The organism is Mesorhizobium sp. B2-8-9, assembly GCF_006439475.1.
GTDB lineage: Bacteria > Pseudomonadota > Alphaproteobacteria > Rhizobiales > Rhizobiaceae > Mesorhizobium.
The window spans coordinates 128,184-147,596 of sequence record NZ_VFTQ01000006.1 but is presented as its reverse complement, the minus strand read 5'-3'; the positions used below and the strand labels follow the sequence as shown (position 1 = coordinate 147,596).

General features: G+C 63.0%; 22 protein-coding genes. 5 read left to right on the top strand and 17 right to left on the bottom strand.

All coding sequences use genetic code 11. The features are described from left to right. The 10 genes from fabZ to FJ423_RS10045 all read right to left on the bottom strand — a co-directional run bounded on the left by fabZ (position 1) and on the right by FJ423_RS10045 (position 10,201). On the bottom strand, positions 1 to 462 hold the full coding sequence (fabZ, locus tag FJ423_RS10090; protein ID WP_095765364.1) for a 3-hydroxyacyl-ACP dehydratase FabZ: 462 nt from the start codon (positions 460 to 462) through the stop codon (positions 1 to 3). Further along, complete coding sequence (lpxD, locus tag FJ423_RS10085; protein ID WP_140545926.1) at positions 455 to 1,510, bottom strand: UDP-3-O-(3-hydroxymyristoyl)glucosamine N-acyltransferase; 1,056 nt, start codon at positions 1,508 to 1,510, stop codon at positions 455 to 457. The genes fabZ and lpxD overlap by 8 nt, the downstream gene beginning before the upstream one ends. A gap of 78 nt (positions 1,511 to 1,588) precedes the next feature. Next, positions 1,589 to 3,952: an outer membrane protein assembly factor BamA gene (gene bamA / locus FJ423_RS10080; RefSeq protein WP_140841293.1), complete on the bottom strand. Its 2,364-nt coding sequence runs from the start codon at positions 3,950 to 3,952 to the stop codon at positions 1,589 to 1,591. Positions 3,953 to 4,170: 218 nt separating this feature from the next. Further along, the gene (gene rseP / locus FJ423_RS10075) at positions 4,171 to 5,313 is read right to left on the bottom strand and encodes an RIP metalloprotease RseP (RefSeq protein WP_140841291.1); all 1,143 of its coding nucleotides are present in this window, start codon (positions 5,311 to 5,313) and stop codon (positions 4,171 to 4,173) included. Between the two features lie 104 nt (positions 5,314 to 5,417). Beyond that, on the bottom strand, positions 5,418 to 6,233 hold the full coding sequence (locus FJ423_RS10070; protein WP_140841289.1) for a phosphatidate cytidylyltransferase: 816 nt from the start codon (positions 6,231 to 6,233) through the stop codon (positions 5,418 to 5,420). A gap of 11 nt (positions 6,234 to 6,244) precedes the next feature. Further along, positions 6,245 to 6,964, bottom strand: coding sequence for an isoprenyl transferase (locus FJ423_RS10065; protein ID WP_140841287.1), 720 nt, complete (start codon positions 6,962 to 6,964; stop codon positions 6,245 to 6,247). 31 nt (positions 6,965 to 6,995) lie between these two features. Further along, positions 6,996 to 7,550, bottom strand: coding sequence for a ribosome recycling factor (frr, locus tag FJ423_RS10060; protein ID WP_095765618.1), 555 nt, complete (start codon positions 7,548 to 7,550; stop codon positions 6,996 to 6,998). Positions 7,551 to 7,634: 84 nt separating this feature from the next. Next, a complete protein-coding gene (gene pyrH / locus FJ423_RS10055; protein WP_095765617.1) occupies positions 7,635 to 8,357 on the bottom strand; it encodes a UMP kinase in 723 nt (240 codons plus the stop codon). 168 nt (positions 8,358 to 8,525) lie between these two features. Beyond that, complete coding sequence (locus FJ423_RS10050; protein WP_140841285.1) at positions 8,526 to 9,635, bottom strand: aldo/keto reductase; 1,110 nt, start codon at positions 9,633 to 9,635, stop codon at positions 8,526 to 8,528. 38 nt (positions 9,636 to 9,673) lie between these two features. Next, positions 9,674 to 10,201: a nuclear transport factor 2 family protein gene (locus FJ423_RS10045; protein WP_140627843.1), complete on the bottom strand. Its 528-nt coding sequence runs from the start codon at positions 10,199 to 10,201 to the stop codon at positions 9,674 to 9,676. 114 nt (positions 10,202 to 10,315) lie between these two features. Between FJ423_RS10045 and FJ423_RS10040 the strand changes: the two genes are divergently transcribed. Continuing rightward, positions 10,316 to 11,242, top strand: a complete 927-nt coding sequence (locus tag FJ423_RS10040) for a LysR family transcriptional regulator (protein ID WP_140841283.1) — start codon at positions 10,316 to 10,318, stop codon at positions 11,240 to 11,242. A 53-nt stretch (positions 11,243 to 11,295) separates the two neighbouring features. Here FJ423_RS10040 and tsf read toward each other — a convergent pair whose 3' ends face one another. The 5 genes from tsf to FJ423_RS10015 form a co-directional block, all read right to left on the bottom strand. Next, positions 11,296 to 12,216 carry a translation elongation factor Ts gene (gene tsf, locus FJ423_RS10035; protein ID WP_140841281.1) on the bottom strand — a complete coding sequence of 307 codons (921 nt, stop codon included), beginning with the start codon at positions 12,214 to 12,216 and terminating at the stop codon, positions 11,296 to 11,298. A gap of 121 nt (positions 12,217 to 12,337) precedes the next feature. Next, on the bottom strand, positions 12,338 to 13,117 hold the full coding sequence (rpsB, locus tag FJ423_RS10030; protein ID WP_095765354.1) for a 30S ribosomal protein S2: 780 nt from the start codon (positions 13,115 to 13,117) through the stop codon (positions 12,338 to 12,340). Between the two features lie 175 nt (positions 13,118 to 13,292). Continuing rightward, positions 13,293 to 13,904, bottom strand: coding sequence for a LysE family translocator (locus tag FJ423_RS10025; protein ID WP_140841279.1), 612 nt, complete (start codon positions 13,902 to 13,904; stop codon positions 13,293 to 13,295). Beyond that, entirely contained in the window at positions 13,901 to 14,179 is a 279-nt protein-coding gene (locus FJ423_RS10020) for a DUF4031 domain-containing protein (RefSeq protein WP_140841277.1), read from the bottom strand. The genes FJ423_RS10025 and FJ423_RS10020 overlap by 4 nt, the downstream gene beginning before the upstream one ends. Positions 14,180 to 14,261: 82 nt before the next feature. Next, the gene (locus tag FJ423_RS10015) at positions 14,262 to 15,092 is read right to left on the bottom strand and encodes a cell envelope integrity EipB family protein (RefSeq protein ID WP_095765616.1); all 831 of its coding nucleotides are present in this window, start codon (positions 15,090 to 15,092) and stop codon (positions 14,262 to 14,264) included. A 139-nt stretch (positions 15,093 to 15,231) separates the two neighbouring features. Between FJ423_RS10015 and FJ423_RS10010 the strand changes: the two genes are divergently transcribed. The 4 genes from FJ423_RS10010 (at position 15,232) to FJ423_RS09995 (ending at position 18,238) form a co-directional block, all read left to right on the top strand. Beyond that, the gene (locus tag FJ423_RS10010) at positions 15,232 to 15,696 is read left to right on the top strand and encodes a RidA family protein (protein ID WP_140841275.1); all 465 of its coding nucleotides are present in this window, start codon (positions 15,232 to 15,234) and stop codon (positions 15,694 to 15,696) included. 8 nt (positions 15,697 to 15,704) lie between these two features. Beyond that, the gene (locus FJ423_RS10005) at positions 15,705 to 16,433 is read left to right on the top strand and encodes a glycerophosphodiester phosphodiesterase (protein WP_140841273.1); all 729 of its coding nucleotides are present in this window, start codon (positions 15,705 to 15,707) and stop codon (positions 16,431 to 16,433) included. A gap of 55 nt (positions 16,434 to 16,488) precedes the next feature. Then, a complete protein-coding gene (locus FJ423_RS10000) occupies positions 16,489 to 17,703 on the top strand; it encodes a GNAT family N-acetyltransferase (protein ID WP_140841271.1) in 1,215 nt (404 codons plus the stop codon). 106 nt (positions 17,704 to 17,809) lie between these two features. Continuing rightward, positions 17,810 to 18,238 (top strand): HIT family protein, encoded by a 429-nt coding sequence (locus tag FJ423_RS09995; protein WP_140841269.1) that lies wholly within the window; start codon positions 17,810 to 17,812, stop codon positions 18,236 to 18,238. 12 nt (positions 18,239 to 18,250) lie between these two features. Here the strand turns inward: FJ423_RS09995 and FJ423_RS09990 are convergent, their stop codons facing one another. Together FJ423_RS09990 and FJ423_RS09985 are read right to left on the bottom strand one after the other, a co-directional pair. Then, a complete protein-coding gene (locus FJ423_RS09990; protein ID WP_140841267.1) occupies positions 18,251 to 18,601 on the bottom strand; it encodes an AzlD domain-containing protein in 351 nt (116 codons plus the stop codon). Then, positions 18,598 to 19,335, bottom strand: a complete 738-nt coding sequence (locus FJ423_RS09985) for an AzlC family ABC transporter permease (protein WP_140841265.1) — start codon at positions 19,333 to 19,335, stop codon at positions 18,598 to 18,600. Before FJ423_RS09985 ends, FJ423_RS09990 begins: the two co-directional genes overlap by 4 nt. Between the last annotated feature and the right edge of the window lie 78 nt (positions 19,336 to 19,413).

The window sequence follows — 19,413 nt, the reverse complement described above, 5'->3', positions numbered from 1 at the left end:
TCAGCCGGTAACCATCATGGCCGAAACCTCGGCTTCGGCGGCTTTCGCGCCGTCAACCATCGCCTCGCAGGCGAATTTCAGCAGGTTGCCGCGTTTTTTGATCTTCTTGACGTGGATCCTGAGCTGATCGCCTGGAACGACCGGCTTGCGGAATTTCGCGTTGTCGATGGTCATGAAATAAACCAGCGACGGCTTCTCGGTGTTGAGGCTGCGAATGCAGATCGCGCCTGCGGTCTGGGCCATCGCCTCGATGATGAGCACGCCGGGCATGACTGGCTGCTGGGGAAAGTGGCCCTGGAAATGCGGCTCGTTGATGGTCACGTTCTTGATGCCGACTGCGGACTCGTCTCCGTCTATGTCGACGATGCGATCGATCAGCAGGAACGGATAGCGGTGCGGCAGGAGCTTCATAAGCCCCATGATGTCGACCGCGTCGAGTGAAGTTGCCACCGTATCAGCCATTTCCGTCGCCTTGCTTGCGCGTCCTGGCCATCCTGCGCAGCATCGCTATCTCGCGCATGGCTTCCGCCATGGGTTGCGCCGGGTAACCTCCCCAGACCTCGCCTGCCGGCACGTTGTTCATGAATCCACTTCTCGCAGCAAGCTTGGCCCCTGGCCCGATGGTCAGATGATCGGCGAGGCCGACACCGCCGCCCATGGTGACATTGTCGCCGACGACGACGGAACCGGAAATACCCGAAAGCCCGGCTATAATGCAATTGCGGCCGATGCGAACATTGTGGGCGATCTGCACCAGATTGTCGATCTTGGTGCCCTGGCCGATGACGGTGTCGGACATCGCGCCGCGGTCGACGGTCGAATTGGAGCCCACCTCGACATCGTCCTGGATGATGACGCGGCCGATCTGCGGCACGCGTTCAGGCCCTTTGGCGCCGCCGACGAAGCCGAAACCATCCTGGCCGATCCTGGCGCCGCCATGGATGATGACGCGGTTGCCGATAAGCGCATATTGAATGCTGACGCCGGGGCCGATGAAGCCGTCGCGGCCGATCTGGCAGGAACGGCCGACAACGGCGTGGGGCGCAACGACCGTGCCGCTGCCGATGGATACGCCGGGACCGATCACGGCGCCCGCCTCTACGATCGCCCCGTCCTCGATATGCGCGGATGGATCGATAAACGCGTGGGGCGATATGCCGGTTTCTCCGGTCAATGGCCCCGGAGTCGCAGCCTGCGGAAACAACAGGCGCCCGACCATCGCGAAAGCTTGTTGCGGGCGCGGATGCATGAGCACCGCGATGCCCGGCGGCGCCTTGCTGGCGAAATCGGCGGGGCATAGCACCGCGGCCGCCCTGAGCGACGGCATCAAGGCGAAATTGCGCTTGCCGTCGACAAAGACGAGCGCGCCGTTGCCACCCTCGTTGGCGGGAGCCAGCGCCTCGATGGCAATTTCGGCCTGATCGGAATCGAACAGGCTGGCGCCGGTCAGATTCGCGACCTCGCCAGCCGTGTACCGGCGTGAAGGCGCGAAGAACACCGGATCGGTCATTCCAGAAGTAATATCCAGCTGGGTTGGATCGGTCCACTCCGGGCCGTCATCCGGCCCGGAACCATCGCAACCACAAAGTTAGAAGCGGGTCGCGATACCGAAGTTGAATTCCTGCACGTCGTCGGTCGACTCTTTCTTGACCGGGATCGCATAGTCGATGCGGATCGGGCCGAACGGCGAAGCCCACATCAGGCCGACACCGACCGAGGCGCGTAGCTTCATGTCCGTCGATTCCTGCGCAACCGAAGTAATCTTGGTTCCGTAAAGCGTTGCCGCATCGGCAAACACGGCACCACGCAAGCCGAAGCTTTCTGGAATGACAGGCAGCGGGAACTGCGCTTCGGCCGACGCATTGAAATAGGTCGTGCCGCCGAGATGATCGCCCGTGAGCGGATCCACAGGGCCGATGCCGCCATACTCAAAGCCGCGGATCATGCGATCGTTGCTTTGGAACTGGTCGAAGATACGCAGACCGTTGTCGCCATAGCCCGCAATGTAGCCTGCGCCGCCAGAAACGAGGCCGACAAGGTCGAGCTGCTCCGACAACGTCTGATACACGCTTGCACGCCCGGTCACTTTGACCCACTTAGCATCGCCGCCGAGACCAGCAACTTCGGTTACACCAGTAACGTAGAGACCCTCATGCGGGTTCTTCATGTCATCGATGGTGTTGTAGACCAAGCCCAAACTGACCGATGACTTTAGCCAAGGGCTCTCGCCGACACCCTCAATAATGGCCGGAGAGATCGTGCATGGGCTGCCAGGAACATACACGCCGCCTGTCAGACAGTTATCAGCAATCGAATACTTCTCTTGCGAGATATTGTACGCCAGCTGCGTCGAAACGTTGTCGGTGATCGGCAGGCCGAAGCGGATCGTCGCGCCGGTTGTGTCTGTGTCGTAGTGATCGTATTCGCGGGTGGACTTGTAAATATCGAAGCCCGCCGCAATACGCCGGCCGAGGAAGTAAGGCTCGGTGAACGAAATGGCATAGTCGCGCGAATGCCTGCCGCCGCCGGCCGACAGCTTGATGTACTGGCCGCGCCCGAGGAAGTTACGCTCGGTGATCGAGCCTTCGATCGACGGGCCGGGCGTGTCGCCGCCAGTCGAATAACCAGCGCCGATCGAGAATTCGCCGGTCGACTTCTCGACCACGGTGACCACCAGCACGACCTGGTCCGGCGCCGAGCCGGGGACGGTCGAAATGTCGACAGACTGGAAATAATCAAGGGCTTCCAGCCGCTTCTTCGCGCGCTGGATGAGAACCTGGTTGAAGGCATCGCCTTCGCTGACATCGAATTCGCGACGGATGACATAGTCGCGCGTGCGGTCGTTGCCGCGGATTTCGATGCGCTCGACATAGGCCTTGGTGCCCTGGTCGATGGTGTAGACGACCGAAATGGTGTGGTTCTCGAAATTGCGGTCGCCGCGCGGCGTCACCTGGGCGAAGGCGTAGCCCGAACCCGCGACCTTCTCGGTCAACGCGACGATCGAATCCTCGACGTCCTTGGCATTGTAGACGTCGCCCTTGTGGGTTTCGACCGCCGATTCCAGCGACTTCGAATCGACTTCCGGGATGGTGCTTTCCACGCTGACGTCGCCGAACGTATAGCGATCGCCTTCCTGCACGGTGATGGTGACCGTGTATTTGTTGGTGGCGTCGTCAAGCTCGCCGACGGCCGAGACGACCTGGAAGTCGGCATAGCCGTGATTGTAGTAGAAGCGGCGCAGCAGCTCCTGGTCGGCGCGCAGCTTGTCCTCGTCATAGACGTCGTCGCGCAGCACGAAGGACAGCCAGGATGAGCGCTTGGTGTTGATGACGTCCGACAGGCGGCGGCTGGAATAAGCGTGGTTGCCGACGAAGTTGATCGCCGCGATCTGGGTGCGGCCGCCTTCGTTGATGTTGAAGACAACGTTCACGCGATTGTCGCCGAGATCCATGACCTGCGTGGTCACCGCGGCGTCGTCGCGGCCAATGCGCTTGTAAGCCGTCTTGATCGCCTCGACATCGGCGTCCAGCGCCTGCTGCGAGAAGGTTGCACGCGGCTTCAGCTGGATACCCAACTGAAGCGCGTTGTCCTTGATCTTCTTGTTGCCCTGGAACAGGACCTGGTTGACGACCTTGTATTCGGAAACCTTGACGACCAGGCTCGAACCGACCTGGTTGATCTGAACGTCCGAGAACAGCCCCGTGCCGAACAGCGCCTTGACGGCGTCGTCGATATCGGAGCTGGAGAAAGGCTTGCCCGGCTTGATCGAAATGTAATTGCGGATGGTTTCCGCATCGACGCGCTGGTTGCCGCTGACCTCGACACGCGAGATGACCGCGGCCTCGGCCACCGACGTGGCGGCGAACTGCACTGCGAGCGCGCCTGGCACGACCAGAGCGGCGGACAAAGCCGCCGCGGAAGCGGCGCTCAGAAACTTGGATGCTGCCTTCATCGGGCTTTTGTACCTTTTTCTCGTAGTCCCCACGGCGAGAAAACCGGACGTGCGGTATTTTCCCTTACCGTATTAACCGGATTTTCCCTACACGCAAGGCTCCCGGTTAATTTGTATTTACTTAACCGTACCGCGTGGCTTTCGCGTCACGCATATCCCCACGCATGGTAAACGGCATCTCAATATGACCGAGGCTGAAGCCAAATTTCTTCATGATTTCAGCATCCAAACAGATCGTTCCAAAATACGAAGCCCATGAATCCGAGCACCAGGAACAACCCGGTCCGGTAGGCCATCTCCATCGTTCGCTCCGAAACGGGCCGCCTGATGACGGCCTCCACGCCGTAGAACAACAGGTGGCCGCCGTCGAGGGGGGGAATCGGCAGCAGATTGAGAAATCCTATTCCGACTGACAGAAATGCAACAAGCTGCACCAGCCACTCGAAGCCGAGCTTGGCTGCCTGGCCCGACATCTTCGCGATCTTGATCGGACCGCCCAACTGGCATTTGTCCTCGCGTCCAAGCGCAAAGCGCTGCAGGAACTGGCCGGTGCGCTCGATCACGTGCCCGGTTTCCTCGACCGCCGCCACCACGGCGCCGGCCGGTGTGTAGGAGATCAGCCGCGGCTGGCCGAGCTCGGCGTTGTTGACGACGCCGATGACCGCGACCTTGACCTTGTTGCCCAGCGCATCCTGCTGCTCCATGGGCTCTGGCGCGGCCGTAACGTCGATTTCCTTGCCGTCGCGCAGCATGGTGAAGGTGATGGCGTCGCCAGCCCGGCCTGAAACCAGCCGCTGCACGTCGGCGAAGGTCTCTACCTTGCTGCCATCGACTTTGACGAATCGGTCGCCCGGCCGGATTCCGGCTTTTTCCGCCGGGCTGCCGGCGGTCACCTCGGCCACCATCGGCTCCAGGACCGGACGGCCATAGAGGGAAAACAGCACCGCGAATACGGCGATCGTCAGCAGGAAATTGAACAGCGGCCCCGCAACGACGGTAGCGGCGCGCTTCCAGATCGGTTGCGTGTGGAAGGCGACCTCGCGCTCGGCATCCGTCAGCGATTCGATCTCCTCCGTGCTCGGCTGGCTCGACGTCGCATTCATGTCGCCGACGAATTTGACGTAGCCGCCAAGCGGAATGGCGCAAAGCTTCCAGCGCGTGCCGCGGCGGTCGTAAAAACCGAAGAGCTCGGGGCCGAAGCCGATGGAAAAAGCCTTCACGCCGATGCCGCACCAGCGGCCGATCAGATAGTGGCCCATCTCGTGGACGAACACGACGACGGTCAGCACGAACAAAAACGGCACGAGCGTGCCAAGGACGAAGCCTTGTGTACTGAAAACCGCGTGAAAGATGTCGTTCAAGTCATGCCCTCAAATTCGCCCGCGAGCGACATTCCACCGCGACTGTGGCATCAATCCGGGCGAATCGGTGGCGCGCGCCATTTTTCGCCTTACTGCTGTGTCGTTCAGTTTGGAAAAAGCCCCAATGCCGGATGCTCGGCGCCCGCCGCGACCCAGCCCATGACGTACAGTGCGAACGCGGCCGCGACAAGCCCGTCCACCCTGTCCATGACGCCGCCATGGCCGGGAATGAGATTGCTCGAATCCTTGGCGCCGTGCCGGCGCTTGACCCATGATTCGAACAGGTCGCCGGCTTGCGAAACGATCGACAGAGCAAGCGCCACCAGGCCAAGCTGAACGAGATTGCCGGCGCCGGCCGCGATTGCGAGCAAAACTCCGGCGATAACGCCGCCGACGGCGCCGCCCAGCGCGCCGCTCTGCGTCTTGCCGGGCGAGATTGACGGCGCGAGCTTCGGGCCGCCGACCGCGCGGCCGACGAAATAGGCAGCTATGTCGGTTGCCCAGACCACGGCGAACAGGAAGAGAATCGCAATCAGCCCGGAATGATTGTCGTCACGGAGATAGGCGAGCGAAAAGCCGGATAGTGCTGCGTAGGCCACCCCCGAGGCTTCCCACGGCGCGGCCCCCTTGGTCCGAGCGACAATGGCCGCGACCGCCACCAGGATCGCGACGAGGAGCAGCAGCCACAAGGCCGGCAGGCCGGCGATCAGGGCGCCGACGAAGATCAGAATCAGTGCTTCGGGCAGGAAGCCGAGCGCCGCGCCGTTCCCGGCGCGCGCCATGCGCGTCCATTCATAGAAGATCAGCGCCGCTATTGCGGCGCAGAACAGCCGGAACGGCAATCCGCCGAGCCAGGTGAGCGCAAGCGTCAGAGCCGCCATCACGATTGCCGAGATGACGCGCTGCTGGAGGTTGCTCATGGGTGCGGCGCCTAAAGCGCGACATCGCGGGCGGCCAGCCCGCCAAAGCGTCTTTCACGGCCGGCAAAGTCGCGCAAGGCGTCGGCCAGGTGCTCGCGGCTGAAGTCCGGCCAATAGCAAGGCAGGAAGACGAGCTCGCTATAGGCAGCCTGCCAGAGAAGGAAGTTCGACAGCCTGAGCTCGCCGCTGGTCCTGATCACCAGCTCGGGATCGGGAATGCCCTGTGTGTCGAGCGATGCGGCAAAACTTTCGGCCGTGATCGCCTCGCTCGCCATGTCGCCGCGCGCGACGGCCTCCGCCAGCTTGCGCGCTGTGCGCACGATCTCGTCGCGGCCGCCGTAATTGAAGGCGATGACCAGTGTCAGCGCCTCATTGCCGGCGGTCAGCGATTCGGCCTCGTGCAGCAGCCCCCTGATATCGGGCTGCAACCCCTCTTTGTCGCCGATCACCCTCACCCGCACGCCGTTCTGATGCAGTTCGGCGAGATCGCGGCGGATGAACAGCTTCAAAAGTCCCATGAGGTCGCTGACCTCGGATTTCGGCCGCGACCAGTTCTCCGATGAAAATGCGTAGACCGTTAGATAGGAGATGCCGAGCTCGGGTGCGGCGCGGACCGTCTTGCGCAGGGCCTCAACGCCGGCGCGGTGTCCCGCAAGGCGCGGCAAGCCGCGCGCCTTGGCCCAGCGTCCGTTTCCATCCATGATGATCGCGACATGCGCGGGCGTTGCCATAGTCTCGCTTTCGAGCCGGAAAGTCCCGACCCTAAACCTGCATGATTTCAGCTTCCTTATCGGAAAGCAGGTGATCGATGGTGCTGATCATCTCGTCGGTCAGCTTCTGGACCTGGTCGGACCGCTTGCGCTGATCGTCCTCGCTGATGGTGCCGTCCTTCTCAGCCTTCTTGAGGAAATCCATGCCGTCGCGGCGGACATGGCGCACCGCGACGCGTGCGTTCTCGGCATAGCCATGCGAGATCTTGACCAGTTCCTTGCGGCGCTGCTCGTTGAGTTCCGGCAGCGGGATCCTGAGATTGGTGCCGTCGACGATCGGATTGAAGCCCAGATTGGCTTCGCGGATAGCGCGGTCGACCGCGCTGACCATCGACTTGTCCCAGACCGAGACCGAAATCATGCGCGGCTCCGGCACCGTCACGTTGGCCACCTGGTTGATCGGCATCGTCGTGCCGTAGGCCTGGACCTGGACGGCGTCGAGCAGGTTGCTGGAGGCTCGGCCGGTGCGCAGCGACGCCAGGTCGTGCTTGAAGGCGGCGATCGCCCCGTCCATGCGTCGCTTCAGGTCTTCGAACTCGCCACTCATGATCATCTCCTCGACCCGTTCGCCGGGTTCACTGCTTATGCCGTCGTGCCGTCCGCGGTACCGTTCAACGGATGCCGGCCTCGCTTATTTGTCCGCGACGACCGTGCAATGGCCGCCGCCCCTTAGAATATCGCCGAAACCACCTTTTTCGTGGATCGAATAGACGATTATCGGAATGTTGTTTTCACGCGCAAGTGCAATCGCGGCTGTGTCCATGATCGCAAGCCCGCGTTTGATGACTTCGGCGTGGCTGATGCGGTCGAAACGGACCGCGTTCGGGTCCTTCTTGGGGTCGGCCGAATAGACCCCGTCGACTTGCGTGCCTTTGAACAGCGCATCGGCGCCGATCTCGGCGGCGCGCAGGGCCGCGGCCGAATCGGTGGTGAAGAACGGATTGCCGGTGCCGCCGGCGAAAATGACCACCTTGCCCTGGTTCATATAGGCTGTCGCCTGGCGTTGGGAAAAGCTCTCGCAAAGTTCCGGCATTGCGATCGCCGAAAGCACAACGGCATCGACGCCGATCTTGTTGAGCGAGGTGCGCAGCGCCAGCGAGTTGATGACGGTGGCGAGCATGCCCATGTGATCGCCGGTGACCCGGTCGCCGCCTTTCGAGGCCACAGCCACGCCCCGAAAAATGTTGCCGCCGCCGATGACGACACCCACTTCGACGCCCAGCGCGCGCGCCTCGGCAATGTCGGCGGCGATGCGGTCGACAACGGAGACATCGATGCCGAAATGCTGCTCGCCCATCAACGCTTCGCCGGAAGCCTTCAGCACGACACGTCGATAGAGGGGCTTCACCGTCATCTCATTCCTCGAATATCTCGGCGCGACAATTTTGGAGGCAAAACCGCCCCCGCTTCATCCGGCGATGCTGTCATGACGGGTTGACCCGATACACGAAGGGCGCGGCGATGTCACGCCGCGCCCTCGTGCAAAATTCCAGGCTTTTTCGGTCAGTTGCCGCCTCTTTGATCAACGGCTGGAGACGCTGACCGCCTCGCCTTCGATCATGACCGCGGGCGAATAACCGGCCGGCTTGTCGCCGGTCACGGCGCCGCCGGTCACCCGGACCTGGATCTCGGAGCCGAAATAGGAATGCGGGAACGGCGCCGGCATGGCGCTGACCTTTTCCAGCCGCGCCCGAAGCTCGGCGGGAATCGAAAAATCGAGCGCGCCGAGATTGTCCTGCAGCTGAGTGAGCTTCGTCGCTCCAAGGATGACGGAAGCGATGCCTGGCTGCGTCGCCACCCAGTTGAGCGCAACCTGGGCCATGCTGCGGCCGAGCTCGGCCGCCACCTTCTCGAGTTCCGCCACGATCGCCCAGTTGCGGTCGCTGAACTTCTGGAAGCCGGGATGCGTGGTGTTGCGGAAACCGTCGAGCCGCCCGGCCCTTCCGGCTTGCGTCGGCTTGTATTTGCCGCTGAGCAGCCCGCTGGCCAGCGGGCTCCACACCATGATGCCGGCGCCATGACGGGTGCCGAAAGGCACATATTCATGTTCGATGGCGCGCTCGGCGAGCGAATATTCGAGCTGCAGCGCCGAGACCGGCTCGTAGCCGCGCAGTTCGGCGATCGCCTGGGCGCGGCCGGCATACCAGGCCGGCACGTCGGAGAGGCCGATATGGCGCACCTTGCCGGCGCGAACGAGGTCGTCCAGCGTGCGCAGCACCTCCTCGGCCGGGGTAATCCTGTCCCAGACATGCAGAAGATAAAGGTCGATGTAGTCGGTGCCGAGCCGTTTCAGCGAGGCGTCCAGGGCCCGCATGATGTTCTTGCGGCCGTTGCCGCCGGCATTCGGATTGCCGGCCTCGGAATTCATGGTGAATTTTGTGGCGATCACAGCCTTGTCGCGCAGGCCGCGCTCGGCGACGAACTCGCCAAGCCAGGTCTCGGCGGTACCGCCGGTATAGAGGTCGGCCGTGTCTAAGAAGTTGCCGCCCGCTTCGACATAGGCGTCGAAGATCGCGCGGGCTGTGTCCCTGTCCGCGCCCCAGCCCCATTCGGTGCCGAAGGTCATGGTGCCGAGCGCCAGCCGGCTGACGCGCAGGCCGCTGTTGCCAAGCGTGTAATAGGTCATGGTCATGGTGGTGGTCTCCCGATTCTGAACTGAATTCCTGCCGGTCACTGGCCGGGGGTCGCCTTGACCCAGGGATTGCCGCGCTCATGCGTCATGCGGAAGGTGAAGCCGTCGACCTTCCAGCCGGAGGCCGAGCGTGTCAGGTGGTGCTCATAGGTGCCCCAGACTTCCCAGAGCGGATCGCCATTGCCTTCCATCCGGTTCCAGGCATAGCCATTGGAGCGGACAGTCGCGGCATCGGCTTCGAGCACGACCTGATGGTTGGTGCGCAGATGCAGGCTGGTCTTGCTGCCCTTGAGGTTGCCCGCCCAGGCGCCGATCAGGTCGTCGGACGCGATGTTGGCTGCGGGCTGGCCGGACAGGCTGCTGAAATCGGCGGTGACACGCTCGGCGAAATAGCTGCGCGCCAGCTTCCAGTCCTGTGCATCCACCGCGCGGTCGATGGCGTCGGCGATGCGGATGACGGCGCGCTCGTCGGCAAGGGCCTGCCAGCCGGCCGGTTCGGCACCGCCGGCATCGACCGGCGCCAGCACTATTCCTGCGGCAAAAGTTACATGTCTCAACGCGTTCATTTCGTCTCTCCTTGGCCATCAGCCCGCCGCCGATGTGTTGACGCCAATATGAGCCGGCTCAGGGGCATCGATAAGATTGCATTGTTCGCAAAGACTGTGCGATATCACTCATGAATGGATCGCGATCTGCTCACACACCTTCCGGTCATTGTCGCCGTGGCCCGGCGCGGCGGCTTCGCGCTTGCCGCGGCTGAACTCGGCATGAGCCCGTCTGCCGTCAGCCATGCGGTGCGGCTGGTGGAGGAGCGCATCGGCCAGCCGCTCTTTGCGCGCACGACGCGCAGCGTCTCGCTGACCGAGGCAGGCAAAGCGCTGGTGGAGACTGCGGGCCCTGCCCTGCAGGACATCGCCGAGCGGATGGACCGCATTCGAGGCGTGAAGGGAAGGCCCGCCGGCCTGCTCAGGATCAACGCCTCCAACATAGCGATCCCCGTGGCGGTGACGCCGATGGTCGCGGCGATGGCGGAACGCTTTCCCGACGTGACGGTCGAGATCGTTGCCGATCAGGGACTCATCGATATCGTCGGGGAAGGGTTTGACGCCGGCATCCGGCTGGGTGAAATGATCGCGCAGGACATGGTCACCGTCAGGATGACGCCACCGTTCAAAGCCGTGATCGTTGCTTCTCCCGCCTATGTCGCAAAGCGCGGGCGTCCGCGCGACGTGGCCGATCTCGCCAATCACAACTGCATCGGCTACCGGATGGTTCGGTCAGGCGCGCTTTACCGCTGGGACCTGAACGACAACGGCAAGGATGTCGTTGTCGAGACGCGCGGCACGACCGTCGTCACAGATTCGCTTGGCGCCGTCGATCTGGCGCTGGCCGGCGTCGGGCTCGCCTACGTCTTCGAGCCGCTGGTGCGCGCCGACCTTGCCGCCGGGCGCCTCGTCCAGATCCTGCCGAAGACAGCGATCGAAGAGCCCGGGCTCTTCCTTTATTTCCCGCGCCGCGCGTCGATGGCGCCGAAGCTCAGGGCCTTTATCGATACCGCACAAGAAATCGGCCGGGCGTCCATGCGGACACCCGGCCGAGTCGCCTGAGCTCGTGAGCTCGTCACCTTAAGGAAACGCCGCGCGCTCCCCTCGGATCGGAGCTATTTCTTGACCGCGGCCGCGACTTCCGCCGCGAAATCGGTCGTTTCCTTCTCGATGCCTTCGCCCAGCGCGAAGCGCAGATAGGAGGTGATCTTCGCCGGAGCGCCGATCTCCTTCTCGGCATCCTTCAGCGCCTTCTCGACGGTGATGTCGGGATTGAGCACGAAGGCCTGCTTCAGAAGCACCACCTCTTCGTAGAACTTGCGCAGGCGGCCCTCGACCATCTTCTCGATGATGGCTTCCGGCTTGCCCGACTGGCGCGCCTGGTCGGAGAAGATCGCCTTCTCGCGCTCGATCAGCGCCGGGTCGACCTCTTCGGCTGTCAGCGCCACCGGGTTGGTGGCGGCGACGTGCATGGCAACCTGGCGGGCAAAGGCGTTCGCGGCATGCTCGTTGCCGGTGGTCTCGATCGCGACCAGCACGCCGAGCTTGCCCAGCCCATCGGCAACCGCGTTGTGGACATAGGTCGCCACCACGCCATGCGGCACGGTGAGCTTGGCCGAACGGCGGAAATTGATGTTCTCGCCGATGGTGCCGACCGCGTCCTTGACGGTCTCGGTGACCGTCTTGTCGGAGCCTGGATACTTGGCGGCGGCAACCGCTTCGGTTGCGCCATAGGCGAGCGCGACCTTCGCGACATTGCGGACCAGTTGCTGGAACTGCTCGTTGCGGGCGACGAAGTCGGTCTCGGAATTGACCTCGACGATGGCGGCTTCACGCACGCCGGCGTCGACGCCGATCAGGCCCTCGGCGGCAGTGCGCCCGGCCTTCTTGTCGGCCTTGGAGATACCCTTCTTGCGCAGCCAGTCGACGGCCGCTTCCATGTCGCCGTTGGTCTCGTTCAACGCCGCCTTGCAGTCCATCATGCCCGCGCCGGTCAAGTCGCGGAGTTCTTTGACCTGTGCAGCCGAAATGCTCATTGTCGCCTCTTTGTCTCAAATGCGCCGACGCACCAACCGGGACTCGGGTGATGCGCTCGGCAAAAGCGCTTTAGCGCGCCAACTTATTGGAAAGATGAAGGCCGGGATCCGGCCTTCCTTATCAAGCTTCCGGAGCTTCTGCGGCCGGAGCGTCGAGCGCCGGCTCGACCGGAGCCTCGGCCGAAGCGCCGATGTCGACGCCGAGCGCGCCCTGCTGACGGGCGATGCCGTCGATGGCGGCCTTGGCGATCAGATCGCAATAGAGCTGGATGGCGCGGGCCGCGTCGTCATTGCCGGGGATCGGGAAGTCGATCTTGTCCGGGTCGCAGTTCGAATCGATGATGGCCACGACCGGGATGCCGAGGCGCTTGGCCTCGAGGATGGCGATCGCTTCCTTGTTAGTGTCGATGACGAACATCAGGTCCGGCGTCGAGCCCATGTCCTTGATGCCGCCGAGAGCCTTGTTGAGCTTCTCGCGCTCGCGGTCGAGGTTCAGGCGCTCCTTCTTGGTGAGGCCCTGGGCCTCGCCGGAGAGCGTCTCGTCGAGCTTGCGCAGACGCTGGATCGAGTTCGAAATCGTCTTCCAGTTGGTGAGCATGCCGCCCAGCCAACGCGAGTTGACATAATACTGGGCCGAACGCTGCGCCGCGTCGGCGACGATGTCGGACGCCTGGCGCTTGGTGCCGACGAATAGCACGCGGCCGCCCTTGGCGACGGTGTCGGACACCTGCTTCAGGGCCTGGTGCAGCAGCGGCACCGTCTGCGACAGGTCGATGATGTGGATGTTGTTGCGGGCGCCGTAGATGTAGGGCGCCATCTTCGGGTTCCAGCGGTGGGTCTGGTGGCCGAAGTGAACACCAGCTTCCAAAAGCTGGCGCATGCTGAAATCTGGCAGAGCCATTCTTGAGTTCCTTTCCGGTTGGCCTCCACGGACACAGGCATTTCGGACTTATGTCCTGATGCCACCGGAGGTCTCAGCCGGATTTCTCCCGGGCAGACACCAAAGTCCGTGTGTGGAATGAGCGCGCATATAGAGGGGAAGCGTCACAAACGCAAGCCGGGCGTCACTTCGCGCATCAACGTGCGGCAATCAGCGCACCGGTACCGATCATCGCCCCGCCAGCGAGCCTGTTCATGAGGCGCATGCGCTTCGGGGTCTTGAACCATCCGGCTGCCCGCCCCGCCATCGCGGCATAGAGGCCCATGGTGATGATATTGACGCTGACCACGACAAGGACCACGAGCAGGCCATCGGCGAAGGTCATGGTGTCAAGGTTGAGGATCAGCGGCATGATGGAGGCGTGGAACAGAATGGCCTTCGGATTGCCGAGCGCAATGGACGCGCCGAGAAAGAAGGACCGCGACAGCCGCGCCTGTGTCTGACGAGAGTCGTCCGGCTTCTGGGCGGCCGCCCGCCACATCCTGATACCGAGAAAGACCAGGTAAGCGGCGCCGGCGTATTTCAGCAAAAGAAAAATCCACTCGAAGGTCTGGGCCAACGCCACCAACCCGAGCAACGCCAGGGTGACCAGGACGGCGTCGCCCGCGGCGACCCCCATACCGGCTATGAAAGCCCGCAAGAACCCACGCGACAGACCATTGGTGATGACCGCGAACATCGCCGGTCCAGGCGTGGCGGCGGCCAACGAGATCGCGACGCAATAAGCCAGGAACGCCGTCACCGTCATCGTCTTACCTTCCCGTTCGGAACCCGCACGCGGCGGAAGATCGCCACGATGTCCTCGCGGCTGCATTCGATCGCCCCAAGCCTGACCGCGCGATCACGCTCGAAGCCAGTGATATCGTAATGCGGCGCCGATGTCTTGGGCGGCCCCTGATAGGACGAACGCTTAAGGCCCAGCTCGGCTGCAAAGCGATGGAGTTCGTCGGTATTGTCGGCGAGCAGATGGCACCAGCGGTGGCCGGCCCATTTCCAGATCGCCGCATCGACATAGACTGCCATCAAGCCCACCGCATTCGGTGAGCCTCACGCATGGTATTCGGAGGCCAAGCCTGCAAGCCGGGCCGGCTGCCGTCAGCAATTGCTATTTCGACGCCGGGCAAGGCTTGGTCTGATCGAACAGCGACAGGTTCACCAGCTTGCCGGTCATCGAGAATTCGCCATAGTCCATGACGAGGTCGCGGGTGATGCCGTTCTCGTGCAGCTTGAAGCTGATCCGGTATTCGGGCACCTCTTCGCCTTTGTTGTCGGTATCGTCGAAATAGGCGATGTCGACCGGCCAGTATTTGTCGGTCGCGAGCTTGGCCAGCGCCGGCGCCTCCGGGTCGGATTTCTGGACATCGGTCTTCTTGCCGACGATGACGGTGGTGGTCATCACCTTGTTGGCGTCCTCAGAGCCGTCGAACAGATTGGTCTGGTAGAAATTCTCGCCCTTTTCGGCCTTGCCGATCAGCTCGACCAGATGCTGGGTCGGGAACTGCGTCGCTGCAAGCTCGAGGCTGTTCTTCTCAGGCTTGTCGATCTCGACTTTCAGGCCCTTCTGCTCCCGGGTCGCGGTGCCTTTCACTTCCTTGTCGAGGTTCTGGTCGGTGAAGGATTTCGTCACGAACGAAAAAGTTTTGCCTTCGGCATCCTCGAACGTGGTCGTCTGCTGGTCCGTCAGCTTCGTGCCGTCGGCGGTGGCAATCTGGGTGACGAAGCGAAATTTCACCGTATAGCCTTCGCAGGCGGAACCATTGAACTCATAGACCATGCGGCCGGTGATGCCGGTAATGCCTGAGCGATCGGAGGCCTTGTTGAGCGTGAGATCGTAGACGGCGCGATGCGCCTGCAGCGCGGGCACCGCAAGGGCCGGCGCCATCGGGAGCATCGCCGAGAAACAGGCGGCGGCGAGAAAAAGGCGCGTTGCGCGCATGCGTTGCTCCGATCGTCGCGGCTGCGAGGCAGACCGCAGGGAAAGATGGTCCAGCTTAAAAAAAGTCGTGGCGGAAGCGAGGCAAAAATAGCAATTTCGGCCCGGCCAACGCGGCGTCTTCCAGCAATAGGGAAAACCAATGAGCGAAACAATCGAAAAGCGGCTAAGCGATCTTGGCGTCATCCTCCCGGCCGCCGCCGCTCCCGCCGCCAACTACGTGCCCTATTGCCGCACCGGCAACACGCTGTTCACCGCCGGCCAGTTGCCGCTGAAGGACGGCAAGCTGCAGGCAAGCGGGTTGCTCGGCCGCGACATCGACACCGCTACAGGCAAGGAAGGCGCGAAATTCTGCGCCATCAACCTCCTGGCGCAGGCCAAGGCCGCGCTGGGCGATCTCGAAAAGGTCCGGCGCCTGGTCAAGATCACCGTCTTCGTCGCCTCCGCGCCGGATTTCGTCGAGCAGCATCTTGTCGCCAACGGCGCCTCCGACTTCCTGGTCGCCGCACTCGGCGAGCGCGGCAAGCATGCCCGCTCCGCCGTCGGCACCGCCTCGCTGCCGCTCAACGCCGCGGTCGAGATCGAAGCGATCTTCGAAGTCGAGTGAGGCTCAACATGACGGATCTGTCCTGGCTGATCGCGCAGCCCGTCGCGCATCGCGGCTTCCACGATATGAACAAGACGCGCTGGGAAAACACGCTGTCGGCTTTCGCCGCGGCGGCCGAGCGCGGCTATGCCATCGAATGCGACGTGCATCTCTCGTCCGACGGCGTCCCGGTCATCATCCATGACGGCGATCTGAAACGCCTCACCGGCCAGGATGGCTTCGTGTGGCAACGCACCGCGGCCGAACTGGCGGCGCTCAAGGTCGGCGGCACCAAGGACCACGTGCCGACGCTCGAGGAGGCGCTCGACCTGATCGACGGCCGTGTGCCGCTGGTGGTCGAGTTGAAAGGCGTTCCCGGCCATGATGCCGGGCTGGTGGCAAGCGTCGGCCGGCTGCTCAAGCGCTACAACGGCAAGGTGGCGATCATGTCGTTCGATCACTGGCTGATCCGCGACTTCGCCAAGGACGCCCCCGGCATCCCCGGCGGGCTGACCGCCTATGGCAGGGACAACCAGCTGATCGAGGCGCATTTCGCCATGCTCGCGCACGACCTCGCCTTCACCTCCTACGCTGCGGGCGACCTGCCCAACCCCTTCGTCAGCTTCGTGCGCGAAAAGCTGAAGATGCCGGTCATTACCTGGACCGTGCATGACCAGCCGGCGGTCGACCTCACCTTCAAATATGCCGACCAGATGACCTTCGAGGGTTTCGAGCCCGGCCTGGTGAGAGTTGGCTGAGCCGAGTGCCTCAAACGTGACTTGTAGCTGCCCCTGCGAAGCTTAAATAAGCCCCATGGATCAGGGCGACGAAGACGATGGACGGGCAGCGAACGCGGATTATGCGATCCGCATCGCGGCGGGTATCGGCGCCTTCACCTGCGAGGAATGGAACGGCTTTGCCGGAACCACGCGCGGCGATCAAGAAAACGGCTACAACCCGCTGGTTTCATTCGCTTTTCTAAGCGCTTTGGAAGACTCGGGCTGCGCTGTCCGGCGCACCGGCTGGCAGGGCCATCACCTGCGGCTGGAAACCGCGCAAGGCAGGCTTCTCGGCGCCGTCCCTTGTTATCTCAAGTCGCACAGCCAGGGTGAATATATCTTCGACCATGGCTGGTCCGACGCCTTCGAGCGCGCCGGCGGCCGCTATTATCCCAAGCTGCAATGCTCGGTGCCGTTCACGCCGGTCACCGGCCCTCGCCTGCTGGTCGGCAAAGGCGAGAACGCGGGCGCCGTGAAGGCCGGATTGGCGGAAGGCCTGAAGCTCGTCACCGACAAGCTCGGCGTCTCTTCCGCGCATGTTACCTTCGCCACCGAGACCGACGTCGCGACGCTGGAAGCTGCGGGCTTCCTGCATCGCACCGACCAGCAGTTCCATTTCTTCAACGACGGCTTTTCGACCTATGACGACTTCCTCGCCACGCTTGCCTCGCGCAAACGCAAGGCGATGAAGAAGGAGCGCCGCGAGGCGCTGGTCGACGGCATCTCGATCGACTGGCTGACCGGCAAGGACATCACCGAAAGCGCCTGGGACGATTTCTTCGCCTTCTACATGGATACCGGCGGCCGCAAATGGGGCCGGCCCTACCTCAACCGGCAGTTCTTCTCGCTGATCGGCGAGCGCATGGCCGACGACATTCTTCTGGTGATGGCCAAGCGCAACGGCCGCTACGTTGCCGGCGCCATCAACTTCATCGGGTCCGACGCGCTCTATGGCCGCAACTGGGGCTGCATCGAGGACCATCCCTTCCTGCATTTCGAGGTCTGCTACCATCAGGCGATCGATTTCGCCATCGAGCGCAAGCTCAAGGTGGTGGAGGCCGGCGCGCAGGGCGAGCACAAGCTGGCACGCGGCTATCGACCGGTAACCATGCATTCCGCGCACTACATTTCGCATCCCGGCTTGCGCAACGCCGTCGCCGACTATCTCAGGCGCGAGCGGCGCGAGGTCGAGCGCATGGGCGAATATCTCGAAGAGCACACGCCCTTCCGCAAGGACCTCGGCGAATAATCCTGGGCAGCGAAAAGGCGGCTTGGCGGTCGATCTCGCCTGAGCGCCTTGCCGCCCGTCGGCGGCTTCGCTACACCGGACGCGAATGCAATCGGGAGTGTCCCCCATGGCCGAAGCCTATGATCCCGGCAACATCTTCGCCAAAATCCTGCGCGGTGAAATTCCCTCGCATCGCGTCTACGAGGACGATGCTGTCGTCGCCTTCATGGATGTGATGCCGCAAGGCACGGGCCACACGCTGGTGGTGCCCAAGGCGCCGTCGCGCAACATCCTCGACGCCGATCCGGCGACGTTCGGGCCATTGTTCGGCGTCGTGCAGCAAGTTGCGGTCGCGGTGAAGAAAGCCTTCAACGCCGACGGCGTCACCATCATGCAGTTCAACGAGCCGGCTTCCGGGCAGACCGTCTATCATCTCCATGTCCACGTCGTGCCGCGTTTCGAAGGCGTGCCGCTGAAGCCGCATTCCGGGCAGATGGAGAAGCCGGAGGTGCTGGCCGAGAACGCCGACAAGATCCGGGCGGCGCTGGGGGGCTGAGATGGGACGAAATCAAAAGTTCAGATAAAGTCCCGCCAGCAGCAGAAACTCGGCTGTGGCGATGCCGACGACCATGCGCTTTCCCGACGCCAGATAGGCGACGAAACCCAGGGCCGCCGCCGCTATCCTCAAGCCAAACGAAGTGTGCGCAAGCGCGCCGCCTGGAAAGACAATCAGGTTGCCGATGACGGCGGCAACGAGCGCCGTCGCCATGGTGCGAACCAGTACCAACAGGTCTGAATCATCGGAAAGCTTGCCGCCAAGATAGACACCGAGGAAGCGCCAGATATCCGTCGCGGCGAAACCGGCGACGAGAATGAACATGTATGGCCACCACCAGGCGCCGCTGGAAAAGTAACTCACGCCGCGCGCGCCTTGAGCCGCCACAATCGCAAGCCATAGGCGGCCGTGCCGCCGATCAGTCCCGCAACCAGCAAATCGATCTGCGGCAACACCATGTGGAAGACCGGTCCGAGGACGAGGCCCAGGACCATTGCCACATGCCCTGCCCGTTCGCGTGCGGACCCCCACAAAGAGGTCAGGAAATACATCGGCGTCAACATCAGCAACGCCGCCGAAATGGCGGACGGCAGCGCATCCGCCACTGCATAGACGACGGTCACGACGGTGATATTCGTCGTCACCAGCGTGCCGCCGAGGCCGGCATAGTAAGTCGTACGCATATGAGGCGGGACGCGCTTGAGGCGCTCCATGGCCAGCACCCAGGAGGTCACGGCCACGAAATGCGCCAGGAGATAGAGCACCCATTGCCGGGTTTTCCCGGTGCGCATCTCGGGTGCTAGCGCCATCACCATCGGCATCAGACGTATGGCGGACAACGTGACGGCGAACATCGCCGCCGGCAGCGCCGCTCCCGACGCAATCGCGCCCACCAGCACGACCATGGATGGCAGCGCCCACACCGTGCCGGTCATGAAAGCGGCCTGTACCGCCGTGACCCCGGCGTCTTTAGCCAAGGCGGCAAAGCCAATGAACGAGCTGACGAGGATCAGGCCAGGCAGAGAAAAGGCCGCGCGGACACCACGCAGAAACCAGGTGGAACGAGGCGCTGTGGCGTCCGAGGTCCAAGTCGACATGTGCCGGCCATAGCATGCGCGGCCATAGGATGCGACCGCACCGAAAGCGGTGCATCGCCTTTTCATTGATCCAGGAAA

Bases quoted from the DNA above. Each gene is read 5' to 3' on its own strand.
- FJ423_RS10015 (WP_095765616.1), bottom strand. From the start codon at position 15,092: ATGCGCGCAACGCGCCTTTTTCTCGCCGCCGCCTGTTTCTCGGCGATG.
- FJ423_RS10010 (WP_140841275.1), top strand. From the start codon at position 15,232: ATGAGCGAAACAATCGAAAAGCGGCTAAGCGATCTTGGCGTCATCCTC.
- FJ423_RS09995 (WP_140841269.1), top strand. From the start codon at position 17,810: ATGGCCGAAGCCTATGATCCCGGCAACATCTTCGCCAAAATCCTGCGC.
- FJ423_RS10020 (WP_140841277.1), bottom strand. From the start codon at position 14,179: ATGGCAGTCTATGTCGATGCGGCGATCTGGAAATGGGCCGGCCACCGC.
- fabZ (WP_095765364.1), bottom strand. From the start codon at position 462: ATGGCTGATACGGTGGCAACTTCACTCGACGCGGTCGACATCATGGGG.
- lpxD (WP_140545926.1), bottom strand. From the start codon at position 1,510: ATGACCGATCCGGTGTTCTTCGCGCCTTCACGCCGGTACACGGCTGGC.
- FJ423_RS10000 (WP_140841271.1), top strand. From the start codon at position 16,489: ATGGATCAGGGCGACGAAGACGATGGACGGGCAGCGAACGCGGATTAT.
- FJ423_RS10050 (WP_140841285.1), bottom strand. From the start codon at position 9,635: ATGACCATGACCTATTACACGCTTGGCAACAGCGGCCTGCGCGTCAGC.
- FJ423_RS10065 (WP_140841287.1), bottom strand. From the start codon at position 6,964: ATGGCAACGCCCGCGCATGTCGCGATCATCATGGATGGAAACGGACGC.
- FJ423_RS10040 (WP_140841283.1), top strand. From the start codon at position 10,316: ATGGATCGCGATCTGCTCACACACCTTCCGGTCATTGTCGCCGTGGCC.
- tsf (WP_140841281.1), bottom strand. From the start codon at position 12,216: ATGAGCATTTCGGCTGCACAGGTCAAAGAACTCCGCGACTTGACCGGC.
- bamA (WP_140841293.1), bottom strand. From the start codon at position 3,952: ATGAAGGCAGCATCCAAGTTTCTGAGCGCCGCTTCCGCGGCGGCTTTG.
- frr (WP_095765618.1), bottom strand. From the start codon at position 7,550: ATGAGTGGCGAGTTCGAAGACCTGAAGCGACGCATGGACGGGGCGATC.
- FJ423_RS10045 (WP_140627843.1), bottom strand. From the start codon at position 10,201: ATGAACGCGTTGAGACATGTAACTTTTGCCGCAGGAATAGTGCTGGCG.
- FJ423_RS10005 (WP_140841273.1), top strand. From the start codon at position 15,705: ATGACGGATCTGTCCTGGCTGATCGCGCAGCCCGTCGCGCATCGCGGC.
- FJ423_RS10070 (WP_140841289.1), bottom strand. From the start codon at position 6,233: ATGAGCAACCTCCAGCAGCGCGTCATCTCGGCAATCGTGATGGCGGCT.
- FJ423_RS10025 (WP_140841279.1), bottom strand. From the start codon at position 13,904: ATGACGGTGACGGCGTTCCTGGCTTATTGCGTCGCGATCTCGTTGGCC.
- FJ423_RS09985 (WP_140841265.1), bottom strand. From the start codon at position 19,335: ATGTCGACTTGGACCTCGGACGCCACAGCGCCTCGTTCCACCTGGTTT.
- rpsB (WP_095765354.1), bottom strand. From the start codon at position 13,117: ATGGCTCTGCCAGATTTCAGCATGCGCCAGCTTTTGGAAGCTGGTGTT.
- pyrH (WP_095765617.1), bottom strand. From the start codon at position 8,357: ATGACGGTGAAGCCCCTCTATCGACGTGTCGTGCTGAAGGCTTCCGGC.